This is a genomic window from Pantoea phyllosphaerae, from assembly GCF_051025595.1.
GTDB lineage: Bacteria > Pseudomonadota > Gammaproteobacteria > Enterobacterales > Enterobacteriaceae > Pantoea.
Window position 1 is genome coordinate 62879 of sequence record NZ_JBPFDE010000010.1, and the last position, 24955, is coordinate 87833.

Consider the following 24955-nt stretch of genomic DNA (forward strand, 5'->3'; position numbering starts at 1 on the left):
CCGCAACCTGACGAAAAATCGTGATGTGTATGCCGTATACAAAAGCGTAAAAAACCTTTGCCAGCGCGAAGCCAATCGTTTGCGTGTAAAGCGGAATTGGCGCTACCGTCACCTGGCAAAACGGTTTACACTGTTGGCCTTTGCTCCGTAAGGGAGCCTAAACCGCCGTTAAAAAGTTAGCTGAGTCAGGAGATGCGGATGTTAAAGCGTGAAATGAACATTGCCGATTATGATGCCGAGTTGTGGCAGGCGATGGAGCAAGAGAAAGTGCGTCAGGAAGAGCACATTGAACTGATTGCTTCTGAAAACTACACCAGCCCACGTGTAATGCAGGCGCAAGGTTCGCAGCTCACCAATAAATACGCGGAAGGGTATCCGGGAAAACGCTACTACGGCGGTTGTGAATATGTCGATATCGTTGAGCAGCTGGCGATCGATCGCGCGAAAGCGCTGTTTGGCGCCGACTTCGCCAACGTGCAGCCGCATTCCGGCTCTCAGGCTAACTTCGCCGTCTATACCGCGCTGCTGCAGCCGGGCGACACCATTCTGGGCATGAATCTGGCGCATGGCGGTCACCTGACTCACGGTTCGCCGGTCAACCTTTCCGGCAAACTCTACAACGTCGTGCCTTACGGCATCGATGAGAGCGGCAAAATTGACTACAACGAGCTGGCGGAACTGGCGAAAACGCATCAGCCGAAGATGATCGTTGGCGGCTTCTCCGCCTATTCCGGCGTCTGCGACTGGGCGAAGATGCGTGAAATTGCTGACAGCGTCGGCGCTTACCTGTTTGTCGATATGGCGCACGTGGCTGGCCTGATCGCCGCTGACGTCTATCCGAGCCCGGTGCCGCATGCGCACATCGTCACCTCGACCACCCATAAAACCCTGGCGGGTCCGCGTGGCGGCCTGATCCTGGCGAAAGGCGGCGACGAAGATCTCTATAAGAAACTTAACTCTGCCGTCTTCCCGGGCGGGCAGGGCGGTCCGCTGATGCACGTTATCGCCGGTAAAGCGGTGGCGTTCAAAGAGGCGATGGAGCCGGCGTTCAAAGCGTACCAGCAGCAGGTAGCGAAAAACGCCAAAGCGATGGTAGAAGTGCTGATTGCGCGCGGCTACGACATCGTCTCCGGCGGCACCCATAACCACCTGTTCCTGATCGACCTGGTGAGCAAGAACATGACCGGCAAAGAGGCGGACGCCGCCCTGGGCCGCGCCAACATCACCGTTAATAAAAACAGCGTGCCGAACGATCCGAAAAGCCCGTTTGTCACCTCCGGCGTGCGTATCGGTACGCCTGCGGTCACTCGTCGCGGCTTTAAAGAAGCGGAAGTTCGCGAGCTGGCTGGCTGGATCGCTGACGTGCTGGACAACGTCAACGACGAAGCGACTATCGAACGCACCAAACAGAAAGTGCTGGATATCTGCTCGCGTCTGCCGGTTTACGCCTAAGCGTACGCCAGCGCGATCGTGACTGAGGATGGCTTCGGCCATCCTTTTTTATTGCCTTTTTTAGGCTAAAATCGCGCGCACTTACTTACCATGGACGCTTTGCTGCGGGAGGCAGAATGACTATCGGCTCGGCGAAATGGCTCGGTCTTGGCTATTTCACTTACTTTTTTTGCTACGGCATTTATCTGCCTTTCTGGGGCGTCTGGCTCAAAGAGACCGGCCTTGACGCGGAAAAAATCGGCCTGCTGCTGGGCTGCGGCATGGTGGCGCGCTTCATGGGCAGCCTGCTCATTGCTTCACAGGTCAAGCATCCGGCGCAGCTGATTACCGCGCTGCGCCTGCTGGCGCTGATGACCTGCCTGTTCGCCGCTGGCTACTGGATAGGGCAGCAGTGGCTGTGGCTGCTCTTTGTGATGGTGGGCTTTAACCTCTTTTTCTCGCCGCTGGTACCGCTCAGCGATGCGCTGGCCGCCACCTGGACGCAGCAGATCGGACTCAAATACGGGCCGGTGCGGCTGTGGGGATCGCTGGCGTTCGTCATCAGCTCTGCGCTGACCGGGCTGCTGGTAAACCACTGGTCATCGCAGGCGATTCTGGCGCTGCTCTCCGTTGGCGTGCTGGCGATGCTGGGCGGTATGCTGTTGCCGCCGCATACCCGACCCCAGGGCGAGGAGCGGCACAGCGCGACAGGCGGCGGCTGGCAGGCGTGGCGCGATCTGCTGCGCGAGAACAGCGTGTGGTGCTTTATGCTGTGCGTCACGCTGATGCAGGGCGCGCACGCCGCCTACTACGGCTTTAGCGCCATCTGGTGGCAGCAGAGCGGCTATTCCGCTTCGGTGGTCGGCTATCTGTGGTCGCTCGGCGTGGTGGCGGAGATTGTGGTTTTCGCCCTGAGCAATCGCCTGTTTCGCCGCTGGCGCGCGCGCGATCTGCTGCTGCTCTCCGGCCTCTGCGCGCTGGCGCGCTGGACGTTGCTGGGCGCGACCGTTGAGCTGCCGTGGCTTATTGTGGGGCAGATCCTGCACTGCGGCAGCTTTACCGTCTGTCATCTGGCGGCAATGCGTTTTATCGCCGCGCGCCGTGGCCCGGACGTGATTCGGCTGCAATCGATCTATTCAGCGCTGGCGATGGGCGGCGGCATCGCAGTGATGACCATGGTTTGCGGCGTGCTGTTCGCGCATCTTCAGGGCCATCTCTTCTGGGTAATGGCGCTGGTGGCGCTACCGGCGCTCTTCTTGCGGCCGCGCGCGGTTTAAGCCTCCAGCAGCGCCCGGATACGCTGCTGCTGGTGTTCGCTCAGCGGCAGCTCGGCGTGGATCAGCGGCGGCGAATAGAGCGGCAGCGAAGTGGCGTAAGGCGAGATCACCAGCGCGATTTCGCGCGGCGCGCCCTCGCGCTGAAAATCGCTCATCTCCTGATATTTGATATTTATCGGGAGCAGGGTGATTTCGCGAAGCTGCTGCTCAATCTGCTGCTCAAGCCGGGCATTATCGCCCGTCAGCAGCAGCACCTGCTTTTCCTGCAGCGCGTTCTCCTGCATTAGCCAGGCGCCGAAGATCACCGCAATCAGGCTCACCTCCTCCTGACTAAAGTCCACATCATATGTTGTTTCAAAACCGCTCAGCGCCTGTTGCGTGGTGCGCAGCAGCCGTGGATAGAGTTTGGTGACGTCCAGCGCGACGCTGTTATCAATACCGATGCCAAAATGGGCGCGATCCAGCGCCTGCGCCAGATGGGTATAAAGCTGCTCCGTCAGTTCTTCGGGCTCGTTGAAGCGCAGGGCGGCCAGCTGCTCGAAGGCGGCGACTAGTTGCCTGGTGGCCTGCATTAGCCGCTGGCTACAGGGATAGTCAAGCCGGTCAGGCGCGGGTGCGTGGATCAGGCTGAACAGCAGCGTCCAGAACTCCGCCTCGCTGATATGCGGCGCCAGGTGGCAGCGTTTTTGCCAGTGCAGAATGACGTCCATCGCCGCCTCGCGCTCAACCTTTTGCTGCAGCCAGGCAAGCTGACGCTCGTTGAACAGCGCAGGCTGACGCTGCATCAGGCCATATTTCATAAAAATTTGCAGGAACAGGCGGTCGCGCGTGCTGAAGTCGCGACGGAGCTTCAGGCTGCAGTGCTGAATCAGCGCCTGCAAATTGGTTTCGTCATAGAGCGCTTTTTCGATTTTCATCGCTCTCAGCCGCTGGCGCAGCGGCGCGGCGAAGTGGTCGCGCACGAAATTTTCCGACAAACGCAGCCCGCGCCGCAGCCAGTGCAGCAGGCAAAGTCGCCGATCCAGCTCGGTGCCGTGAATGCGAAAGCTGCCGTCCACCATATGATGCAGTTCCAGCTGGTGATAACGCTGTATCTCATCCCTGACATCTTCGATATCCTGTCGGGCGACAGCGGCCTCAACCCCGTTTAACTGACAGAGTTTTTCGAGCGTAAGCGCGGGAGTAGGCAGATACAGTAGCAGCAGCAGATGACAACGACGCTGTGAACGGGTGAAGAGTGGTGCCAAGGAGGGAGCAGAACTCATCAGTCTGGATTCCAGCGGTCCGGTATTGCGCTAAGAATAGCCAATGGTGAACAGGGCCGCGGCTTTCGGCCGGTTTTTTGTGCAATGCTTCAGGGCGGGTCACAATTTTTTTGTCATTCACAGGAGCGTTTAACCTGGTATGTCTCTTTTTAACCTCACAAGAAGCGCGCTTTTTACTTTACTGATGACGCTGAGCGCTGCCAGCCATGCGCATCCGCACAGCTTTATCGACATGCAAACCGAAGTGGTTGCCAACGGCGATATGCTGACCGGGCTGAAAATGCGCTGGACCATGGACGAGATCACCTCGGCCGATCTGCTTTACGATGCGGGCGATGCGAAGCCTGGTAGCGATCGCTGGAAAAAGCTGGCGGCGGAGGTGATGGCGAACGTGCTGGGTCAGCACTATTTTTCCGAGGTCTGGCACAACGGCCAGCGCGTAAAATTCCTCAACCTGCCAGCGTCCTACGCGCTATCGCGCAGCGGCAACAAAGCGGTGCTGGAGTTTGTGCTGCCGCTGGCAGAGCCGCCGCAGCTGGCCGGACAGCGTTTCGAAATCCTGACGTTCGATCCCACCTATTTCGTCGATATGACCTATAGAGACGCCCGTGCGCTCACCCTGCCGACCGCGCTGCAGGGCCGCTGTGAGGTGGCGCTGCAGACGCCGAAACCTGACAGCTCGCTGAAGCAGTATGCGCTGTCGCTCGATAAAGCCGACGCGCCGCCTGAGCAGATGGATCTGGGGCGTCAGTTTGCGCAAAAGGTAACGCTGACATGTCATTGATACTTTCTCAACGCCGCGCGCGTCGCATCTGGCCGCTGTGGCTGCTGGCTCTGGCGCTGGCAGCAGGGGCGCTGGCGCTGTGGCAATACTGGCCGCAGATCCTGCTGCAAAGCGCCATCTGGCAGAGAGGGCTTCATCAGCAGATGGCCCAGCTGCTGCAGCAGGTTAAAAGCGCGCCCGGGCAGGCTGGCGGCCTGCTGGTGCTGTTCAGTCTGGCCTATGGTGTGCTGCATGCGCTGGGGCCCGGCCATGGCAAAGTGGTCATCACCACCTTCCTCGCGACCCATCCGGCGCGCCTTGCTATCACCCTCAGGCTGACGCTGCTGGCGTCGCTGCTGCAGGGCAGCGTCGCCATTCTTCTGGTGACGCTGATGCTGGTGGTGCTGCAGACCTCATCGCGCCAGCTGCATCTCAGCAGCTACTGGCTGGAGAAGGGCAGCTATCTGCTGGTGATCGGGTTAGGGACAGGGATCGGCGTGCGCGCCCTTAAGACGCTGCGACGTCAGCTGCGGCCGCGCGCGCCGATGAAAATCCGCGCCTTGCATGCCGATCATCATCATCATGCAGGCTGCGGCTGCGGCCACGCGCATCTGCCGGATGCGCAGCAGGTCGCTGAGGCTGTCAGCGTGAAAACCCAACTGCTGCTGGTGGCGTCGATGGGGCTGCGTCCCTGTTCAGGGGCGATTATGATGCTGCTCTTTTCGCGCGTTATCGGCGTTTATCTCTGGGGCGTCGTGTCAGCCATAGTCATGGCGCTGGGCACCGCGTTAACCATTTCCGTCATCGGTCTGCTGGTGCAGCGCGCCCGGACGCTGGCGCAGCGGCTGAGCGGTGAAAGCCGCACGACCTCGATGGCGGCGCTGGCGATGCCTCTTTTGGCACTGGTCGGCAGCGCGCTGCTGATCGCGACAGGGCTGGCGCTGTGGCAGAGTGCTACGTTGGGCATGGGCGGTGGCCTTCGTCCGTTCGGTTAATAATTGCTACAGAGGGCGCAAAAAATAGTATCTTGCGCCCTTGCTTTATTCCGCTTTGCTTATCTAAAACATTCACGCTTCGTCAATTGCAATATGTTGACGCTAACTGTGGTGAAAAGTGTTTTCTCGTCTACGCTAAATAACAACAACCACATGTATTGTCCTTTTTAATATTGATTATTTAACGTTGTCTGTTGCGAGGAGAACCACCATGCACGAAACCCGGATTAATAATGGCACAACAGAAACCATTACTGAAACGCACGCGGGATTACCGTTAAAGCGTATTTCATGGAGCGCCGTATTTGCCGGCGTAATTGGCGCGCTGATTGTGCATATTTTACTGACGCTGCTCGGAACCGCGATTGGCGCCACTACCGTCGATCCGCAGCAGGAGCAAAACCCACTGCAGCATCTTGGCACCGGCGCCCTGATCTGGACCGGTCTGAGCATGCTGATCGCCATGGCGGTTGGTAGCTATCTGGCGGGCCGTCTGGCGCAGCGCGAAGGTGCGCTGCATGGACTGCTGATGTTTGGTCTGAGCACATTATTTACTATCTGGCTGGCCGTTTCTCTCGCCAGCAGCCTGATCGGCGGCGCGTTCAATATTATTGGCGCAGGCTTTCAGGCGGCAGGCAACGGTATTTCCGCAGCGGCACCGGCAGTGACCGATTTTGCTAAGCAGAAGCTGCAGGAAAATAATATTAACCTCGATGATTTGCAAAATGAATTGACCACTACGCTGCGCCAGACTGGCAAACCGGAACTGCAGCCGGAAAATTTACAGCAGGATGCAAATAGCGAAGCGAATAACGCCGAAAATCAGGCAAAAAATACCGCGCAGAATCCACAGAATGCTGATACTGATATTACTAACTGGATTCGCGGCGTGATGAATCGCCATGCCGATACCCTGCAGGCGGCTGACCGCGACGCACTGAAAAATATCATTAAGGCACGCACTGGCAAGAGCGATCAGGAAGTTGAGCAGATCGTAAACCAGGCTGAACAGAGCTATCAGAAAGCGATGCAGCAGTATCAACAGCTGAAGCAGCAGGCAGAACAGAAAGCGCGTGAGGCGGCTGAGCAGGCTGCTGCGGCAACCGCGAAAGCGAGCTGGTACGCCTTCTTTATGCTGCTGATTGAAGCGGTGCTGGCTGGCGTGATGGGACGCATCGGTCGTCGCACTCAGCCGCGTCAGGTGCTGAGCCACGAACGTCGTTAAGATTGAGATTTGGCTAATAAAAAAGGCGGCTGAAAAGCCGCCTTTAATTTTGTCTGGTGCAGACGCGAATGGTATGAATCGATCGCAAAGTCGCTCAAGTCATCCCTGATCGCTCGGCCCGCGCCATCCCTGGCGCGGGACGCTCTGCTCTTCGCTTCATATCATCCGCGTTTTTACATTTCCAGCGCGAGTTCAAGGCGGCTTAAAGCCGCCTTTTTTCATCTTAGCGCTTCAGCGCTTCGCTCAGTTCGTCACGCATGCTGGAGAGCAGCGCTTTCACCACGCGCGGGTTGCCCGCCACGATGTTGCCCGAGTGCATATAACCGTGACCGCCGGTAAAATCTGTCACCAGACCGCCCGCTTCGCGCACCAGCAGCTCACCGGCAGCAAAATCCCACGGCTTCAGGCCGATTTCAAAATAGCCATCAACGCGGCCAGCAGCCACGTAGGCCAGGTCCAGCGCAGCGGAGCCGGTGCGGCGGAAGTCGGCGCACTGGGTAAACAGCTTCGTGACCACATTCATAAAGGCCGGTGCGTGCTGCTTGGTTTTGAACGGGAAGCCAGTGGCGAGAATTGTACCATCAAGGTCGCGCGCGGTGCTGCCGCGCAGACGGTAACCGTTAAGCTGCGCACCCTGACCACGGACGGCGGTGAAGAGCTCGTTGCGCATTGGATCGTAAACCACCGCTACTTCGGTACGGCCTTTAATGCGTACGGCGATTGAAACAGAGAAGTGCGGCAGGCGTTTGATAAAATTGGTGGTGCCATCCAGCGGATCGATAACCCATTGAATGTCCTGATCGTCGCCCGCCAGTTCGCCACTCTCTTCAGTAATGATGGAGTGTTGCGGGTAGGATTTGCGAATCACTTCGATAATCAGTCGTTCTGCATCACGGTCAACATTGGTAACAAAGTCGTTGCTGCCTTTCTGGCTCGCTTCGACCGCGTCCGGGGTTTCATAATTCTTGGCAATCAGGTTGCCGGCCTTGCGCGCAGCGCGCACGGCGATGTTGAGCATCGGATGCATCGGTATCTCTCACTGGATGTTAAAGAACGAGGAAAAACGGCGCGGAGTATAGCAGCGCATTCTTTAAATGTCTCGACTTATGTTAGCATGCTGCCCATCATTTCCTCACTGACGCCAACCTAATGCTGCAAAACATCCGAATCGTACTGGTAGAAACCTCCCACACCGGCAATATGGGCTCCGTGGCCCGCGCGATGAAAACCATGGGCTTAAGTAATCTCTATCTGGTTAATCCGCTGGTGAAGCCTGACTCGCAGGCGATCTCGCTGGCGGCGGGCGCCAGCGACGTCATCGGCGACGCGCAGATCGTCGACACGCTCGACGAGGCCATCGCCGGCTGTAGCCTGGTGGTCGGCACCAGCGCCCGCTCGCGCTCATTGCCCTGGCCGATGCTCGACGCGCGCGAATGCGGCGTAAAAAGCGTGGAAGAGGGGCAGCAGGCGCCGGTGGCGCTGGTCTTTGGGCGCGAACGCGTCGGGCTGACCAACGAAGAGCTGCAGAAATGCCACTACCATGTCGCCATTCAGGCAAACCCGGAATACAGCTCGCTCAACCTGGCGATGGCGGTGCAGATCATCGCCTACGAGGTGCGTATGGCGTGGCTGGCGGCGCAGGAAAATGCGCAGCCCGCGCCGGTCTACGCTGAATCGCCTTACCCGCTGGTGGACGATCTGGAGCGCTTCTATCAGCATATGGAGCAGATGATGCTGACCAGCGGCTTTATCCGCGAAGGTAACCCGGGACAGGTCATGAGCAAGCTGCGCCGCCTCTACACGCGCGCCCGTCCAGAGCGCGACGAGCTGAATATTTTGCGCGGTATGCTGGCCTCGTTTGAGAAGCGCAAAGGCGAAAAAGAGTAGTTGAGTAAATTACTCGGTTAAATAGTTGACCAAAATACTCGGGAATGTCAGACTTCGGCTATCTTCTGCTAATCCTCCGATAACCGGACGCTATTGAGGTCGTACGCTATGAGACTGACATCCAAAGGACGTTATGCCGTTACCGCGATGCTGGACGTTGCCCTGCATTCTCATCAGGGGCCGGTTCCGCTGGCTGATATTTCCGAGCGTCAGGGCATTTCGCTCTCCTATCTGGAGCAGTTATTTTCGCGTCTGCGCAAACATGGCCTGGTCGCCAGCGTACGCGGCCCGGGCGGCGGTTATCTGCTGGGCAAAGCCTCCAGCGCGATTGCGGTAGGTGAAGTCATTACCGCCGTGGATGAGTCTGTCGATGCAACCAAGTGCCAGGGCAAAGAGGGCTGCCAGGGCGGCGAACGCTGCCTGACCCATGTGCTGTGGCGCGACCTCAGCGTGCGCATCAGCGATTTCCTGAACAACATCACGCTGGCCGAGCTGGTGAACAATCAGGAGATCCTTGACGTGGCGGACCGTCAAAATTCTCAGGACAATCGTCGTTTCCAGAACAACCGCGTTCAGGAAATCAACGTCAATCTGCGCGCCTCCTGATCCCTTTCTGTGCGGCCCTTACTGCTAACGCGGTGAGGGCCGAATCTGCTATAAAGACGTATGATTTTTGATACGGAGCTTTAGCGCAATGAAATTACCGATTTACCTGGATTACGCCGCGACCACGCCGGCCGATCCGCGTGTGGCCAGCAAAATGATGCAGTTCCTGACGCTGGACGGCACCTTCGGTAATCCGGCTTCGCGCTCGCACCGTTTCGGCTGGCAGGCGGAAGAGGCGGTCGACGTGGCGCGTAATCAGGTGGCGGAGCTGGTCAACGCCGATCCGCGTGAAATCATCTTCACCTCCGGCGCGACCGAATCGGACAACCTCGCCCTGAAAGGCGCCGCGCATGCCCAGCGCGCGCGCGGTCAACACATCATCACCAGCCAGACCGAACACAAAGCGGTGCTCGACAGCTGCAAACAGCTGGAGAGCGAAGGCTTTACGGTGACTTATCTGACGCCGCCCGCCAACGGCATTATTACGCCGGACGCCGTGCGTGCCGCGCTGCGCGACGACACCGTGCTGGTGTCGCTGATGCATGTGAATAATGAAATCGGCGTGATTCAGGATATCGCCGCCATCGGCGAGCTGTGCCGCGCGCGCGACGTTCTTTTCCATGTCGACGCTACCCAGAGCGTCGGCAAGCTGCCGATTGACCTGAGCGAGCTCAAGGTCGATCTGATGTCGTTCTCCGCCCATAAACTCTACGGCCCGAAAGGGATCGGCGCGCTTTACGTGCGACGCAAACCTAAAGTCACTATCGACGCGCAGATGCACGGCGGCGGGCATGAGCGCGGCATGCGTTCCGGTACGCTGCCGGTGCACCAAATCGTCGGTATGGGCGAAGCTTTTCAGCTCGCGCGCGAGGCGCGGGAAAGTGAGATGGCGCGCCTGGCGGCGCTGCGCGCGCGACTGTGGCAGGGGCTCAGTGCGCTGGACGGCGTGCAGCTTAACGGCGATCTGGCGCAGAGCGCGCCCACTATTCTCAATATCAGCTTTGCTGGCGTCGACGGTGAGTCGCTGATTATGGCGCTGAAAGACCTGGCGCTCTCGTCGGGTTCTGCCTGCACCTCCGCCAGCATGGAACCCTCCTATGTGCTGCGCGCCATCGGCCTTGATGAGGCGCTGGCGCACAGTTCGCTGCGCTTTTCGCTCGGCCGCTTCACCACCGAAGAAGAGATCGACTACGCCATTTCACTGGTGCAAAAGGTGGTCTCTCGCCTGCGCGCGCCGGTGTCCGCCTCACGTTAACGGCTGCGCCCTGTTTCCGGGGAAATCCGGAAACGGCGCGCCTCCAGCTGGATCCGCTGGCGTCACCCGGCAATATCTGTTATCAGGTCTGACGTTTAACGGCTAAAGCCTGCGCTTCTGGCTGGATGATACTTATAACGCATATGGAGTTTCGCGATGACAACACAACCGATGAACATTACGCTGAGCCACCAGCCCGCTGATGCGCGCTGGGGCGAAAAAGCGATTCTGACCAGCAACGACAGCGGCATGACCATTCACCTGCATGGCGCAGATCCGCTCAATACCATCCAGCGCGCGGCGCGCAAGATCGACGGCCAGGGCATTCGCCACGTCGCGCTGAGCGGTGAAGGCTGGGATCTGGAGCCGTGCTGGGCGTTCTGGCAGGGCTATCGCAGCCCGAAAGGGGAGCGCAACGTCGTCTGGCCGACGCTTAACGAACAGGAGCAGGCGGAGTTCTCCCGCCGTCTGCGCATCATCGACTGGGTGCGCGACACTATTAACCTGCCGGCCGAAGATCTTGGCCCGGAGGATCTAACGCACAGCGCTATCGATCTTATTCGCGAAGTCGGCGGCGAGGCGGTCAGCTATCGCGTTACGCGCGGCGACGATCTGCGCGAGCAGGGCTATCTCGGCCTGCATACCGTCGGACGCGGCTCCAGCCGTCCGCCGGTGCTGCTGGCGCTGGACTACAACCCGACCGGCGACGACAGCGCGCCGGTCTACGCCTGCCTGGTCGGCAAAGGCATCACCTTCGACACCGGCGGCTACAGCCTGAAGCAGAGCGCCTTTATGGACTCGATGAAGTCCGACATGGGCGGCGCGGCGACCCTGACCGGCGCGCTGGCGCTGGCGATCTCTCGCGGCCTGAAGCAGCGCGTCAAGCTGTTCCTCTGCTGCGCCGACAATATGGTGAGCGGCAATGCGTTCCGCCTCGGCGACATCATCCGCTACCGCAACGGCAAATCGGTCGAAGTGATGAACACCGATGCGGAAGGGCGCCTGGTGCTGGCCGATGGTCTGATTGATGCCAGCGAACAGCAGCCGACGCTGCTGATTGACGCCGCAACGCTGACCGGCGCGGCGAAAACCGCGCTGGGCAACGACTATCACGCGCTCTTCACCTTCGACGACGTGCTGGCGCAGTCGCTGATGGGCAGCGCCACCAGCGAGAACGAGCCGTTCTGGCGTCTGCCGCTGGCGGAGTTCCACCGTAACCACCTGCCGTCGAATTTTGCCGACCTCAATAATATCGCCAGCGCGGCGCATTCAGCGGGCGCAAGCAGCGCGGCGGCGTTTCTGTCGCACTTCGTCACCCGCTATCAGGAAGGGTGGCTGCACATCGACTGCTCAGCGACCTACCGCAAAGGTGCGGTGGATCAGTGGTCGGCAGGGGCAACCGGCATTGGCGTGCGTACCCTGGCGAATCTGCTGCTCAAGTAAAGGATCCGGCGACGGCGTTGACCGTCGCCTTAGTGAGAAAGGCAAAACATGAACCGTCTTGAAGAGGTGCTGAAGCTGGCGGCAACCGAGCCGGCGCACCGTCCGGAGTTTTTTCAGCTGCTGCTGGCCGCCGACGTCTGGGTACCAGGCGAAAGCACCGAGGCGCAGTTCGCGGCGGATACGCCGGTCGATCTGCAACACTGGGAAAAAGAGGATGGCCGCAGCGTCATTCCATTTTTTACCTCGCAGGAGGCAATGAGCGAAGCGATCGCGGGCGAACAGGCTTATCTGCGCCTGCCGGTACGCACGCTGTTTGAGATGACGCGCGGCGAAACGCTGTTTCTCAATCCCAAACTGCCCACCGGCAAAGAGTTTTCTCCGGCGGAGATTGCGCATCTGCTGGGCGAAGAGGGCGACGCGCTAAGCCAGCAAACCGTGCTGGAAGGCGGCCACGCGCTGCTGCTGTCGGAGGTGGCGACGCCGCCCGCGCAGATGATCGACTCGCTGACGCAGCTGTTCAGCAAATATAAACAGGTGCGCCGCGCCTTTATCGCCAGTATTCGCGAAAGCGCGGACCAGCAGCCGAATCTGCTGATCGGCATTGAGGCGGAAAGCGATATTGAGGCGATTATTCAGGCGGCGGGCAGCGTTGCGACCGATACGCTGCCGGACGATGCGCCGATCGATATCTGCGAAGTCGTGGCGGATGAGAAGGGCATCAGCCACTTTTTCACTGCCCACATTACGCCTTTTTATGAGCGTCGCTGGGGCAGTTTTCTGCGCGACTTCAAAGGCAGCCCGCGCATTATCTAATCGGGAGCGGCGCAACGCCGCACCCTGATCATTTCTCGATCGGCAGGTCGTCCCGGCTGCCCCATTCCCCCCAGGAGCCGTCATAGAGCGTGACGTCGCGCGCGCCCAGCACGGTCAGCGCCAGGATCACTACCACGGCGGTCACGCCTGAACCGCAGCTCGCCACCACCGGCTCATCCAGCTTCACGCCCGCTCGGGCAAAAACCGCGCGCAGCTCCGCTTCCGGCTTCAGGGTACCACTCGCCACCAGATCGTTCCAGGGGACGTTCAGGCTGCGGGGAATATGGCCGCGATGCAGGCCCGGGCGCGGCTCATCGACTTCGGCGTTGAAGCGGTTTGCCGCGCGCGCGTCGACGATCTGCGCGCCGCCCTCATGACTGATCAGCAGCACATCGGTCAGGCGCCGGACCTGCGCCTCATCGAACGTTGCCTCAAACTCGCCTTCAGGCAGCGCCACCTGGCCGGTCGCCAGCGGCAGACCCGCCGCTTTCCAGCCCTGCAGGCCGCCCGCCAGGATCGATACCTGCGCAACGCCGAACGCGCGCAGCATCCACCAGGCGCGCGGCGCAGAGAAGAGGTTGCCCTCGTCGTAAACCACCAGATGTTTGTCGCTGTGGATGCCCAGCTCACGCATCGCCACGGCGAAACGTTCGGCGCGCGGCATCATATGGGGATAGGGGCTGGTATGGTCGGAAAGCGCTTCAATATCGAAGAAAGGCGCGCCTGGCAGGTGGCCCGCCAGATACTCCGCCGTGATATTGCGCACGGCCTCCTGGCCCGGCGGCAGCATGCGGGCGTCCAGTACCTGCACGTTCTCGTCGGCGTAGTGTTCATTTAACCAGTCAGCGGAGACAAATATGGCTGTCATTGCAACCTCTTCTTATCGTCGGGAAAAGTCCAGTGTCGGGGAATGTGAAGGCTATCTCAAGGGCGGCATTGCTAAAATCGCGGGTTTGCGGTGAAATTGCGCGGCGAAATTACCCCATCTGGAACGGGCGAGGGATTTACCATGGAAAGCGTTATCAAACGTCTGCTCGCTGGCGTCGCGCTGGGCGCGGCGCTGCTGAGCAGCGGCACCTTTATGCTGGCCGCCGCGGAGCCTGCCGCGACGCAGCCGACGGCGAAAGCCCTCTCGGTTATCGACTTCTCTGAGCTTCAGCTGGACGGCGCGGCCGCGCTGGTGCTCACCTTCAATACGCCGCTCGACGACAAACAGGATTTTGCCAGACGCGTCACGCTTATCGACGACAAAAGCGGCAAGGTTGACGGCGGCTGGGAGCTGGCGCAGAACGGCAAGTCGCTGCGCTTTCGCCATCCGGAACCCTCGCGCAAGCTGACGGTCAGCGTAGAGGCCGGACTGCGCGCCGCCAACGGCGCCACCTTAGCCACGCCCTTTAGCCAGTCACTGACCACGCGCGATATTCAGCCGATGGTCGGTTTTGCCAGCCGCGGTTCGCTGCTGCCGCTGCGTCTGACCCAGGGTCTGCCAGTGCTGGCACTCAACGTTGCGCGCGTCGACGTCGATTTCTTCCGCGTGAAAGCCGCCTCCATAAATGATTTCCTCGCCCAGTGGAACTACGGCAACAATCTCTCTTACTGGTCGTCGCGCGAACTGCTTAACCACGCCGACCTGGTCTACACCGGGCGCTTCGACCTGAACCCGGCGCACAATACGCGAGAGAAACTGCAGCTGCCGCTGAATGATGTGGCGCCGCTGAAACAGCCGGGCGTCTATCTGGCGGTGATGAAACAGGCGGGCTCCTACAATTACACGCTGCCCGCCACGCTATTTACCCTGAGCGATATCGGGCTGTCGCTGCATCGTTTCCCTGACGAAATGGCGCTCTTTACCCAAAGTCTGGCGAGCGGCGCGCCGCTGGCTGGCGTCAGCGTGCAGCTGCTGGATGAAAAGGGAAAACAGCTCGCCAGCGGAGTCAGCGACAGCAGCGGCTATCTGCGTCTGCCGGCGCAGGCGAAAGGCAAGGTGTTAATCGCCACGCAAAAAGAGGAAACGTCGCTTATCGATCTCAATCTGCCCGCGCTGGATCTGGCGGAGTTTCCCGTCGGCGGTCCTCAGGGCTACGACAAGCAGCTGTTTGTTTTCGGCCCGCGCGATCTCTATCGCCCCGGCGAAACGGTTATCGTCAACGCGCTGCTGCGTGATGCCGACGGCAAGCCGCTGCCCGCGCAGCCGGTGAAGGCGGAAGTGGTGCAGCCCAACGGCGAAGTGGCGCAAACCTTTCTCTGGCAGCCCGAGAACGGCTTCTATCAGCAGCGCTTTGCGCTGCCTTCCTCAGCGATGACCGGCGACTGGACGCTGCGCCTGAACAGCGGCGACAGCCAGCCGCGCAGCTGGACCTTTCACGTCGAAGATTTCCTGCCAGAGCGCATGGCGCTGACGTTGCAAAACAGCGACAGCCCGCTGTCGCCTGACGATGACGTTGTGTTCAATGTCGAGGGCCGCTACCTCTACGGCGCGCCCGCGGCGGGCAACGAACTGCAGGCGCAGCTGATGCTGCGGCCAGCGCGCGAAGCGGTCGCCGCGCTGCCGGGCTATCAATTCGGTGACGTAATGGAGCAGGAGAGCAAACGCAACCTGGACGATATCGACGACACGCTGGACGAAGAGGGCAAGCTGCAGCTGACGGTAGAGAGCGAATGGGCACAGATCCACTCGCCGCTTAACCTTATCCTGCAGGCGAGCCTGCTGGAGACGGGCGGGCGGCCGGTCACGCGGCGCGTCATGCAGGCGATCTGGCCTGCGCCCGCGCTGCCCGGCATTCGACCGCTGTTCAACAGCGAATCGGTCTATGACGACCGCTACGATCGTTACACCCAGCAGCCGACGGTGCCGGAGAACAGCATCGCCGACTTCGATATCGTCTATGCCAACAGCAAAGGCGAGAAGCTGGCGGCAAAAGATCTGGAGGTGCGCCTGATCCACGAGCGGCGCGACTACTACTGGAGCTTCTCCGACAGCGAAGGCTGGCAGATGCGCCACGACGAGAAGGATTTGCAGGAGGACGCGCAGCGTATTTCGCTGGCCGCTGGCAGCAGCCGAAAGGTGAGTTTCCCGGTCGAGTGGGGCGCCTATCGGCTTGAAGTGCAGGCTGGCGAGAAGATTATCTCCAGCGTGCAGTTCCGCGCGGGCTACTGGTGGGAGGACAACACCAACGGCACCGGCGCGCTGCGGCCCGACCAGGTGAAGCTCAAACTGGATAAAACCGCGCTGCGGCCCGGCGAGAGCGCCCATGTGCAGGTAGAATCGCCCGCGGCGGGCAAAGGCTATCTGATGGTGGAGTCGAGCAGCGGCACCCTGTGGCGGCAGCCGATCGATGTGCCGGCGGGCGGCGTGACGATCGATGTGCCGCTTGACGCCAGCTGGAAGCGCCATGACCTTTACCTCAGCGCCATCGTGGTGCGCGACGGCGATAAGGCCAGCGGCGCCACGCCGAAGCGCGCCGTTGGCCTGCTGCCGCTGCCGATGGCGACTGACGCACGTCGCCTCGAGCTGACGCTGGACGCGCCGCTGAAGATTCGTCCTGAGCAGACGCTGAAGGTTAAGGTCAAAGCCAGCCGGGTCGGCGGTGAACTGCCGCAGACTGTCCAGGTGCTGCTGTCGGCGGTGGACAGCGGCGTACTGGCTATCAACGACTACAAAACGCCCGATCCCTGGGAAGGGTTCTTTGGCCGCAAGCGCTACAACGCCGATCAGTATGACGTTTACGGCCAGCTAATCGAAGGCGGCGGACGGCTGGCGACGCTGCGTTTCGGCGGCGACGGCGATGATGAAGCGTCGTCGCGCGGCGGCAAAAAGCCGCTCACCGAGGTCAATATCGTGGCGCAACAGCTTCAGCCGGTCACGCTGGATAAAAACGGCGAGGGCACGCTGGCGCTGCCGATCCCGCAGTTCAACGGCGAGCTGCGTCTGATGGCGCAGGCGTGGAGCGACGACAGCTTCGGTGCGGCGGATCGAAAAGTGGTGGTGGCCGCGCCGCTGATCAGCGAGTTGGCAACCCCGCGCTTTATGGCGAGCGGCGACCGGGCGATGCTGGCGCTCGATCTGACTAACCTCACGGAGCAGCCTCAGGCGCTGAAGGTCGATGTGCAGACCCAGGGCCAGATCGCGCTGAGCGGCGCCGCCTCGCAACAGGTTCAGCTGGCGAAAGGGGCACGCACCACGCTGCATATCCCGGTGAAGGCGCAGGGCGGTTTCGGCGAGGGGGCCGTGCAGGTGCGGGTCTCCGGCCTGACCGTCGCGGGTGAAGCGCTGGCCGACAGCCAGCGCAGCTGGAAAATCGGCGTGCGTCCGGCTTATCCGGCGCAAACGCTGAGCTTCGACGGCGTGATGCAGGCGGGGCAGAGCTGGCAGATTCAGGCCGCCGCCCTGAGCGCGCTGCAGCCTGAAACGCTAAGCGGACAGCTCTCGCTCAGCAATCAGCCGCCGCTCAATATCGGCCGCTATATCAGCGCGCTTTACGCCTATCCGTACGGCTGCCTCGAGCAGACCGCCAGCGGCATCTGGCCGTCGATTTTCACCAGCCAGGCGCAGCTTACCGCGATGGGCATCAAAGCCAGCAGCGATGAGGCGCGGCGTGCCGCCGTCGATACGGGCATCGCACGGCTGGCGGGCATGCAGCGCGGCAACGGCAGCTTTGGCCTCTGGAGCAAAGAGAGCGAAGAGGAGTTCTGGCTGACCGCCTATGTTACCGACTTCCTGCTGCGCGCCAGTGAGGCGGGCTACAGCGTGCCGACGGAGACCATCGCGCGCGCCGACGAGCGGCTGCTGCGCTATCTGCAGGACCCGGCGCAGATTGAAACCCGCTGGAGCAGCAACGAGGAGGCGATGCGCTTTAGCGTGCAGGCCTATGCGGGCATGGTGCTGGCGCGTCAGCAGCAGGCGCCGCTCGGCGCGCTGCGCGCGCTCTATGAAAAGCGCGACAAGGCCAAATCGGGGCTGGCGCTGGTGCAGCTCGGCGTGGCGCTGAAGCTGATGGGCGATCCGCAGCGCGCGCAGCTGGCGCTGGCGCAGGGCGTCGGCCTGACGCGCCAGGCAGACGGCTGGCTGGGCGATTACGGCAGTGCGCTGCGCGATCGCGCGCTGACGGTGGCGCTGCTGGCGGAAAACCAGCTGCTGCCGGAGATGCAGTCGGCGCTGCTGTCGGAACTGGCGAAAGCGGCGTACGGTCAGACCTGGTTCTCTACCCAGGAGAATAACGCTCTGTTCCTGGCGGCGCGTACGCTGCAGCAGCATAAAGGCGAAGCCTGGCAGGCAACGCTGGCGGGTGACGCCCAGCCGCTGGCGGGCAGCGGCCCGCTGACGCAGGGCATAAATGAAAGCCGGCTGCAGCATGGCGTCACGCTGACCAACAGCGGACAGGTGCCGATCTACGGCGCGCTCAGCGTGACGGGCTATCCGCTTGCCGCGCCGAAGCCGATGCGCTACGTACTCAACGTGACGCGCGAATACTTCACGCTCGATGGCAAACCGGCGGATCTGAATAACCTCAGCAGCGGCCAGCTGCTGGTGGTGCGGCTCAAGGTCTCCTCCAGCAAACGCGTCAGCGACGCGCTGGTGGTGGATCTGCTGCCGGCCGGTCTGGAGCTGGAAAACCAGAACCTGAGCGACAGCAGCGCCAGCCTCGGCGATGGCGCGGATGCGCTGAAGGAGAGCATGATGGATATGCAGCAGGCGGATATCCGCCATATCGAGTTCCGCGACGATCGCTTTGTCGCGGCGCTGGCGCTGAGCGGCTACAAAACCGAGACGCTGCTCTATCTGGCGCGCGCGGTGACCCCAGGCAGCTATCGCCTGCCGCCGCCGCAGGTCGAGTCGATGTACGTGCCGGAGTGGCGCGCCGTGGGCGCGACGCCGGAGAAAATCAGTGTGCGCTAAAGCATGAAGCGGAAAGGCGGACAAAAGCGGTGGCTCTGGCCGCCGCTTGCTTTTTTCGCGCTGGCGCTGGCGCTTTTCGGCCTCGACCGGCTGTTTCCGCTGCCGCTGCGCGAGGTGCAGCCGGCGCGCGTGGTGGTGGCGGAAGAGGGGACGCCGCTCTGGCGCTTCGCTGATAAGCAGGGCGTCTGGCGCTATCCGGTCACGATAGAGGAGGTCGCGCCCGCCTACCTTGAGGCGCTGCTCAACTACGAAGATCGCTGGTTCTGGCGCCATCCCGGCATCAACCCGATCGCCATCCTGCGCGCGGCCGGGCAGAATCTGCGCGCTGGCGCCATCGTTTCCGGCGGCAGCACCCTGACCATGCAGGTGGCGCGCCTGATCGATCCGCAGCCGCGCACCTTTTCCGGCAAGGTGGTGCAGGCGTGGCGGGCGTTGCAGCTGGAGTGGCACCTGTCGAAGCGCGAGATTCTGACGCTCTATCTCAATCGCGCCCCGTTTGGCGGCACGGTAGAGGGCGTAGGCGCGGCAAGCTGGATCTGGCTCGGCAAACCGCCCTCGCAGCTGACGAAAGGCGAGGCCGCGCTGCTGGCGGTGCTGCCGCAGGCGCCTGGCCGCCTGCGGCCGGATCGCTGGCCGCGGCGCGCCGAGGCGGCGCGCAATAAAGTGCTGCGGCGGCTGGCAGAACAGCGCGTCTGGCCGCAGCAGGAGGTCGACGAGATCCTGCAGGAGCCGGTCTGGCTGCCGCCGCGTCAGATGCCGCAGACCGCGCCGCTGCTGGCGCGCCGTCTGCTGTCGCTCTCGGCCGACGTTAAAATTGTGTCGACGCTGGATCCCTCGCTGCAGCGCGAGCTGGAAAACCTCGCCGCCGCCCTTAAGCCGCAGCTGCCCCCGCGCACCTCGCTGGCGATCCTGGTGGCGGATCACACCGATATGAAAGTACGTGGCTACGTCGGCTCGGTGGATTTTCGCGACGACAGGCGCTTCGGCCATGTGGATATGGTCGCCAGCGTGCGATCGCCCGGCTCGGTGCTGAAACCCTTTATCTACGGCATGGCGCTGGACGACGGCCTGATCCATGGCGAGTCGCTGCTGCAGGACGTGCCGCGCCGCTTTGGCGACTACCGGCCGGGCAATTTTGACAGCGGCTTTCACGGGCCGGTCAGCGCCAGCGACGCGCTGAAGCGCTCGCTCAATCTGCCGGCCGTCCAGCTGCTGGACGCCCTCGGCCCAAAAAGCGTGACGGCGCGGCTGGGCAACGTGGGCCTGAATTTGCGCTTTCCGGCCGGCGCGGAGCCTAACCTGTCGCTGGCGTTAGGCGGAACCGGCGCGCGGCTGGATGAGCTGGTAGCGGCCTACAGCGCCTTCGCGCGACAGGGCAACGCCGCGCAGCTGCGCTACCTTGCGGATCAGCCGCTGCGGCAGCGTCGCCTGCTGTCGCCGGGCGCGGCCTGGATCGTGCGGCGCATGCTGGCGGGCGACGCGCAGCCTGTCGCCAGCGGCGCGACGAGCGACATCGTGCCGCTGGCGTGGAAAACCGGCACCAGCTATGGCTACCGCGACGCCTGGAGCATCGGCGTTACGCCGCGCTATCTCATCGGCGTCTGGGTCGGCAGACCGGACGCCACGCCGGTCGCGGGGCAGGTCGGCTTCGCCTCGGCGGTGCCGGTGATGCATCAGGTGGCGAACCTGCTGGCGGGCCATATGCCGATCGGCGGCACGCCGCGCGATCCGCGTCCCCCCTCGGTCAGCGCGCAGAGCATCTGCTGGCCCGGCGGCCAGCCGCTGCCTGCGGGAGATGAGAACTGTCGCCAGCGCCGACAGAGCTGGGTGCTGAATCAGACCCTGCCGCCGACGCTGCTGGCGCCGGGACAGGAAGGCGTGAATGGCCTGCGGCTGCGCTACTGGCAAAACGCGCAGGGAAGGCGGGTGGCGGCGGACTGCCCCGGCGCCCAGAGCCGCGAACGGCTGCTGTGGCCGCTGCCGCTGGAGCCCTGGCTGCCCAGCAGCGAGCAGCGCGCGCAGCGTTTGCCGCCGGTTGATGACGCCTGTCCGCCGCTGCGCCAGGGCAATGCGGCGCCGATGGTGATAACCGGCGTCATCAACGGTCAGCATCTGCAGCCGCTGCCCGGCAAGGCCGTGCTGATGGTGCCGGTGGCGGTGCAGGGCGGACAGGGCGAGCGTCGCTGGTGGTTTTTAAACGGCGAGCCGGTAGAACAGGGCGAGGAGAAGAGCCGCGTACAGCTGGCGTTGCGCGATGCCGGCCCCTGCCAGCTGGTGGTCATGGATGAGGCGGGAGATCTGGCCGCTGTCTCTTTTATCCGCGACTGAAAGCGGCGCAATGCACATTATTTGCCTGCCTGCATCGACAAATATCAATAATTTTCAATAAATCATACGATAGCTAATAGGCAACGCCCGTTGATCTCCCTATAATCGGCGCGTTTTCTTACCGGGAGCGGGTTCCCGGTTTCTTCAGGATGCTAAAGACAGAGGTCAACATGGCAATCGAACGTACCTTCTCCATCATTAAACCAAACGCCGTTGCTAAAAACGTAATTGGCGCCATCTATAACCGTTTTGAGAGCGCTGGCTTCAAAATCGTTGGCGCTAAAATGCTGCAGCTGAGCAAAGAGCAGGCGGAAGGTTTCTACGCTGAGCACCAGGGTAAGCCGTTCTTCGACGGTCTGGTCGAGTTCATGACTTCTGGTCCGGTTGTGGTATCTGTGCTGGAAGGCGAAAACGCCGTTCAGCGTCACCGCGATCTGATGGGCGCGACCAACCCGGCGAACGCGCTGGCTGGCACGCTGCGCGCTGACTACGCCGACAGCTTCACCGAAAACGCCACCCACGGTTCTGACTCCGCTGAGTCTGCCGCGCGTGAAATCGCCTACTTCTTCGGCGAAAACGAGATCTGCCCGCGCACGCGTTAATCGCGTCGAGGCCAGGCAGCGCGCGCGCTTTACAAATTTCTCGCTAACGCGTCGCCCTCTACCCTGGCATCACACCGCAGATGTTGTACAATATCGCGCCCTTGTTGAGCTTGTCTCAGCAAGGGCGTCTTTTTTTTCTATCCTTAACCAGAGCCATAACGTGTAATAACGAGGCCAGAGAACATTATGTCCGAACTGATTGTGACGCCGTCGTCCGCTTCCCCCGTTGCTGTTGCCCCCAAAAGCGAAAAAATTAACCTGCTCGATCTCAACCGCCAGCAGATGCGCGAGCTCTTTCTCTCGATGGGCGAAAAGCCGTTTCGCGCCGATCAGGTGATGAAGTGGATGTATCACTACTGCTGCGACGATTTCGAGCAGATGACCGACATCAACAAGGTGCTGCGCGGCAAACTGAGCCAGATCGCGGAAATCCGCGCGCCGGAAGTGGCGGAAGAGATGCGCTCCAGCGACGGCACCATTAAATGGGCGATACGCGTCGGCGATCAGCTGGTGGAAACCGTCTATATTCCGGAAGACGATCGCGCCACGCTCTGCGTCTCTTCGCAGGTGGGCTGCGCGCTGGAGTGCAAGTTCTGCTCAACGGCGCAGCAGGGCTTTAACCGCAACCTGCGCGTCTCCGAGATTATCGGCCAGGTATGGCGCGCGGCGAAAATCATCGGCGCCGCCAAAGTCACCGGCCAGCGTCCTATCACCAACGTGGTGATGATGGGCATGGGCGAGCCGCTGCTTAACCTCAACAACGTGGTGCCAGCGATGGAGATTATGCTGGACGACTTCGGTTTCGGCCTCTCAAAGCGTCGCGTTACCCTGTCAACCTCAGGCGTAGTGCCAGCCCTGGATAAGCTTGGCGATATGATCGACGTGGCGCTGGCGATTTCGCTGCATGCGCCGAACGACAGGCTGCGTGACGATATCGTGCCGATTAACAAAAAGTACAACATTGAGATGTTCCTCGGTGCGGTGAAGCGCTATCTGGCGAAGTCGAACGCCAATCAGGGAAGGGTTACCATCGAATATGTGATGCTGGACCACGTGAACGACAGCACCGACGATGCGCACGAGCTGGCGGCGCTGTTGAAAGATACGCCGAGCAAGATCAACCTGATTCCCTGGAACCCCTTCCCGGGCGCGCCCTATGGCCGTAGCTCCAACAGCCGCGTTGACCGTTTTGCCAAAGTATTGATGGAATATGGCTTTACCACTATCGTGCGTAAAACGCGCGGAGACGATATCGATGCAGCCTGCGGTCAGCTGGCGGGCGACGTGATCGACCGCACCAAGCGTACCCTGCGTAAAAAAATGGCGGGCGAAGCCATATCTGTGAAGGCGCTCTGAAACCGGGGACAGATCGGTTTGACCGGGTCGCAACGCGTGGCAGGCTGCTGCCACGCAATCTCTCTGCGACCAGGAGAACGAAATGGGTAAAGGATTACCGGCCAGCCTGCTGGCCCTGATTGTTGTAACCGGGTGTGTCAGCCAGCCGCCGCATTCCGGCGCGGCCGAAACGCGTCTGGCGCTGGGAATGCACTATCTGGCGGCGGAGGATTACGCCAGCGCGCGCCGCAATTTCCAGCGAGCGCAGGCCGCCGCGCCCCGCGACTATCGAATGGCCCTGGCGCTGGCGCGCCTGGCGGAGAAACAGGGCCGTCGCAATGAGGCGGCGCGCAGCTACCAGCAGGCGCAGCGGCTGGCACCGGCAAATGGCTTTGTTGCTAACAATTACGGTGCGTTTCTCTGCGCTTTAGGGCAGTATGACGAAGCGCATCAACAGTTTAAGCAGGCGATGAGCGCATCGGAAAATGAAGCGCGCATCGATGCGTGGGAACTGTCGGGGTATTGCTATCTTCAGGCAGACGAGACGCTGGCCGCGCGAGCGGCGCTGAGTCAGGCGCTGAAGGCGGATCGCGCGAAAGGCGACGCTCTGCTGGACGAGGCGGAAAAACAACGGCTCCTCTCCCCGGCGCGTGCTCTACTGTTAATAGAGCTTTATCAGCAATATCTGCCTGCTACGGCGCGCAGCTTAGAGTTACAGATACGTTTCGCCGCGCAACAGGGAAACGCTGCTGACGTTACACGTTATGGCGACCGGTTGGCGCGAAGTTTTCCACAATCGATACAGTACCAGCGTTATTTAGCTAATGAATACTGAAGCCACTCAAGACAACTCTGCAGTACATTCCACAGGCGAACGCCTGCGTCTGGCCCGTGAGAAAATGGGGCTGACTCAGCAAAACGTGGCTGAACGCCTGTGCCTGAAACTTACGACCGTACGCGATATCGAAGAGGACAAAGCGCCTGCCGATCTGGCGTCGACCTTTTTGCGTGGATACATTCGCTCCTATGCGCGTCTGGTGCACATTCCTGAAGAGGAACTGCTGCCGATGATGGCGAAGCAGACGCCGGTGCGTGCGGCCAAAATCGAACCGATGCAGCACTTCTCGCTGGGCAAACGCCGCAAGAAGCGCGACGGCTGGCTGATGATCTTCACCTGGCTGGTGCTCTTCGTGGTGGTGGGCCTGACCGGCGCCTGGTGGTGGCAAAACCATAAGGCGTCGCAGGAGGATCTGGTTTCTATGGCCGATCAAAACGGCAGCAGCGGCGACGCGAGCCAGTCTATTCCGCTCGACGGCGGCGCCAGCGACGAGACGGCGGCACCTGCTGCGCCAGACGAAACTAATAGCGCGGACGCCAGCGCGGCGGCCCCTGCCGCCAGCCAGCCGTCCAGCACCGCGCCCGCGCAGAGCGCCGCGAACAGCGCGGCGCCGGCCGCCACTGCGGCGAACAGCGCCGTGATATCGCCGAGCCAGGCGCCGGTCGATAACGCGGCCAGCCCGTCGGCCACTGCCGGTCAGCTGCCGACCAGCGCCGCCGCCGTGGGTGAAGCGGCTGCCGATCCTAATACCGTGGTCATGAATTTCAACGCCGACTGCTGGCTGGAAGTGAGCGACGCCACCGGTAAAAAACTCTTCAGCGGAATGCAACGCAGCGGTGGTAAACTCAGCCTTTCCGGCACTGCGCCCTATCGCCTGAAAATCGGCGCACCGAGAGCGGTGCAGGTGCAATATCAGAACCAGCCGGTTGATTTAAGTCGTTTTATCCGTAATAACCAGGTTGCTCGCCTGACGTTGGGTGCGCAATAACGCTGCAT

19 protein-coding genes are annotated in these 24955 nt (G+C 61.4%); 16 read left to right on the forward strand and 3 right to left on the reverse strand.

Annotated features, from left to right (window positions below):
* Nucleotides 1-198: 198 nt before the first annotated feature.
* Both glyA and ACR6A7_RS14390 read left to right on the forward strand, forming a co-directional pair.
* Nucleotides 199-1452 (forward strand): serine hydroxymethyltransferase, encoded by a 1254-nt coding sequence (glyA, locus tag ACR6A7_RS14385; protein ID WP_434125596.1) that lies wholly within the window; start codon nt 199-201, stop codon nt 1450-1452.
* A gap of 116 nt (nt 1453-1568) precedes the next feature.
* Nucleotides 1569-2708, forward strand: coding sequence for a 3-phenylpropionate MFS transporter (locus tag ACR6A7_RS14390; RefSeq protein WP_434125597.1), 1140 nt, complete (start codon nt 1569-1571; stop codon nt 2706-2708).
* Here the strand turns inward: ACR6A7_RS14390 and csiE are convergent.
* On the reverse strand, nt 2705-3973 hold the full coding sequence (gene csiE, locus ACR6A7_RS14395; RefSeq protein ID WP_434125598.1) for a stationary phase inducible protein CsiE: 1269 nt from the start codon (nt 3971-3973) through the stop codon (nt 2705-2707). The two genes, ACR6A7_RS14390 and csiE, sit on opposite strands and share 4 nt — an antisense overlap.
* A 184-nt stretch (nt 3974-4157) precedes the next feature.
* Here csiE and ACR6A7_RS14400 point away from each other — a divergent pair, with 184 nt between their 5' ends.
* The 3 genes from ACR6A7_RS14400 to ACR6A7_RS14410 all read left to right on the forward strand — a co-directional run bounded on the left by ACR6A7_RS14400 (nt 4158) and on the right by ACR6A7_RS14410 (nt 6956).
* Nucleotides 4158-4757, forward strand: coding sequence for a DUF1007 family protein (locus ACR6A7_RS14400; RefSeq protein WP_434125727.1), 600 nt, complete (start codon nt 4158-4160; stop codon nt 4755-4757).
* The gene (locus tag ACR6A7_RS14405) at nt 4748-5731 is read left to right on the forward strand and encodes a nickel/cobalt transporter (protein ID WP_434125600.1); all 984 of its coding nucleotides are present in this window, start codon (nt 4748-4750) and stop codon (nt 5729-5731) included. The genes ACR6A7_RS14400 and ACR6A7_RS14405 overlap by 10 nt, the downstream gene beginning before the upstream one ends.
* A 211-nt stretch (nt 5732-5942) precedes the next feature.
* The gene (locus ACR6A7_RS14410) at nt 5943-6956 is read left to right on the forward strand and encodes a TIGR04086 family membrane protein (RefSeq protein WP_434125602.1); all 1014 of its coding nucleotides are present in this window, start codon (nt 5943-5945) and stop codon (nt 6954-6956) included.
* A gap of 223 nt (nt 6957-7179) precedes the next feature.
* Here the strand turns inward: ACR6A7_RS14410 and suhB are convergent, their stop codons facing one another.
* Nucleotides 7180-7983 (reverse strand): inositol-1-monophosphatase, encoded by an 804-nt coding sequence (gene suhB, locus ACR6A7_RS14415; protein WP_434125603.1) that lies wholly within the window; start codon nt 7981-7983, stop codon nt 7180-7182.
* Between the two features lie 122 nt (nt 7984-8105).
* On the opposite strand from suhB, the gene trmJ reads away from it, so the two are divergent.
* The 5 genes from trmJ (at nt 8106) to sseB (ending at nt 12960) form a co-directional block, all read left to right on the forward strand.
* Nucleotides 8106-8843: a tRNA (cytosine(32)/uridine(32)-2'-O)-methyltransferase TrmJ gene (gene trmJ / locus ACR6A7_RS14420; RefSeq protein ID WP_434125605.1), complete on the forward strand. Its 738-nt coding sequence runs from the start codon at nt 8106-8108 to the stop codon at nt 8841-8843.
* A gap of 108 nt (nt 8844-8951) precedes the next feature.
* On the forward strand, nt 8952-9449 hold the full coding sequence (gene iscR / locus ACR6A7_RS14425) for a Fe-S cluster assembly transcriptional regulator IscR (protein ID WP_033791843.1): 498 nt from the start codon (nt 8952-8954) through the stop codon (nt 9447-9449).
* 88 nt (nt 9450-9537) lie between these two features.
* Entirely contained in the window at nt 9538-10704 is a 1167-nt protein-coding gene (locus ACR6A7_RS14430) for an IscS subfamily cysteine desulfurase (protein WP_434125606.1), read from the forward strand.
* Nucleotides 10705-10860: 156 nt separating this feature from the next.
* Nucleotides 10861-12147, forward strand: coding sequence for an aminopeptidase PepB (gene pepB, locus ACR6A7_RS14435; RefSeq protein WP_434125607.1), 1287 nt, complete (start codon nt 10861-10863; stop codon nt 12145-12147).
* A gap of 48 nt (nt 12148-12195) precedes the next feature.
* Complete coding sequence (gene sseB, locus ACR6A7_RS14440; protein ID WP_434125608.1) at nt 12196-12960, forward strand: enhanced serine sensitivity protein SseB; 765 nt, start codon at nt 12196-12198, stop codon at nt 12958-12960.
* Between the two features lie 28 nt (nt 12961-12988).
* Here the strand turns inward: sseB and sseA are convergent, their stop codons facing one another.
* Nucleotides 12989-13828, reverse strand: a complete 840-nt coding sequence (sseA, locus tag ACR6A7_RS14445; RefSeq protein ID WP_434125609.1) for a 3-mercaptopyruvate sulfurtransferase — start codon at nt 13826-13828, stop codon at nt 12989-12991.
* 141 nt (nt 13829-13969) lie between these two features.
* On the opposite strand from sseA, the gene ACR6A7_RS14450 reads away from it, so the two are divergent.
* The 6 genes from ACR6A7_RS14450 (at nt 13970) to rodZ (ending at nt 24947) form a co-directional block, all read left to right on the forward strand.
* A complete protein-coding gene (locus tag ACR6A7_RS14450; protein WP_434125611.1) occupies nt 13970-18856 on the forward strand; it encodes an alpha-2-macroglobulin family protein in 4887 nt (1628 codons plus the stop codon).
* Between the two features lie 3 nt (nt 18857-18859).
* Nucleotides 18860-21184: a peptidoglycan glycosyltransferase PbpC gene (pbpC, locus tag ACR6A7_RS14455; RefSeq protein ID WP_434125613.1), complete on the forward strand. Its 2325-nt coding sequence runs from the start codon at nt 18860-18862 to the stop codon at nt 21182-21184.
* Nucleotides 21185-21354: 170 nt separating this feature from the next.
* On the forward strand, nt 21355-21786 hold the full coding sequence (ndk, locus tag ACR6A7_RS14460; RefSeq protein ID WP_003848684.1) for a nucleoside-diphosphate kinase: 432 nt from the start codon (nt 21355-21357) through the stop codon (nt 21784-21786).
* Nucleotides 21787-21972: 186 nt separating this feature from the next.
* The gene (gene rlmN, locus ACR6A7_RS14465) at nt 21973-23142 is read left to right on the forward strand and encodes a dual-specificity RNA methyltransferase RlmN (protein WP_434125614.1); all 1170 of its coding nucleotides are present in this window, start codon (nt 21973-21975) and stop codon (nt 23140-23142) included.
* Nucleotides 23143-23224: 82 nt separating this feature from the next.
* Nucleotides 23225-23956 carry a type IV pilus biogenesis/stability protein PilW gene (gene pilW / locus ACR6A7_RS14470; RefSeq protein WP_434125615.1) on the forward strand — a complete coding sequence of 244 codons (732 nt, stop codon included), beginning with the start codon at nt 23225-23227 and terminating at the stop codon, nt 23954-23956.
* Nucleotides 23946-24947, forward strand: a complete 1002-nt coding sequence (gene rodZ, locus ACR6A7_RS14475; RefSeq protein ID WP_434125616.1) for a cytoskeleton protein RodZ — start codon at nt 23946-23948, stop codon at nt 24945-24947. Before pilW ends, rodZ begins: the two co-directional genes overlap by 11 nt.
* Nucleotides 24948-24955: the final 8 nt, after the last annotated feature.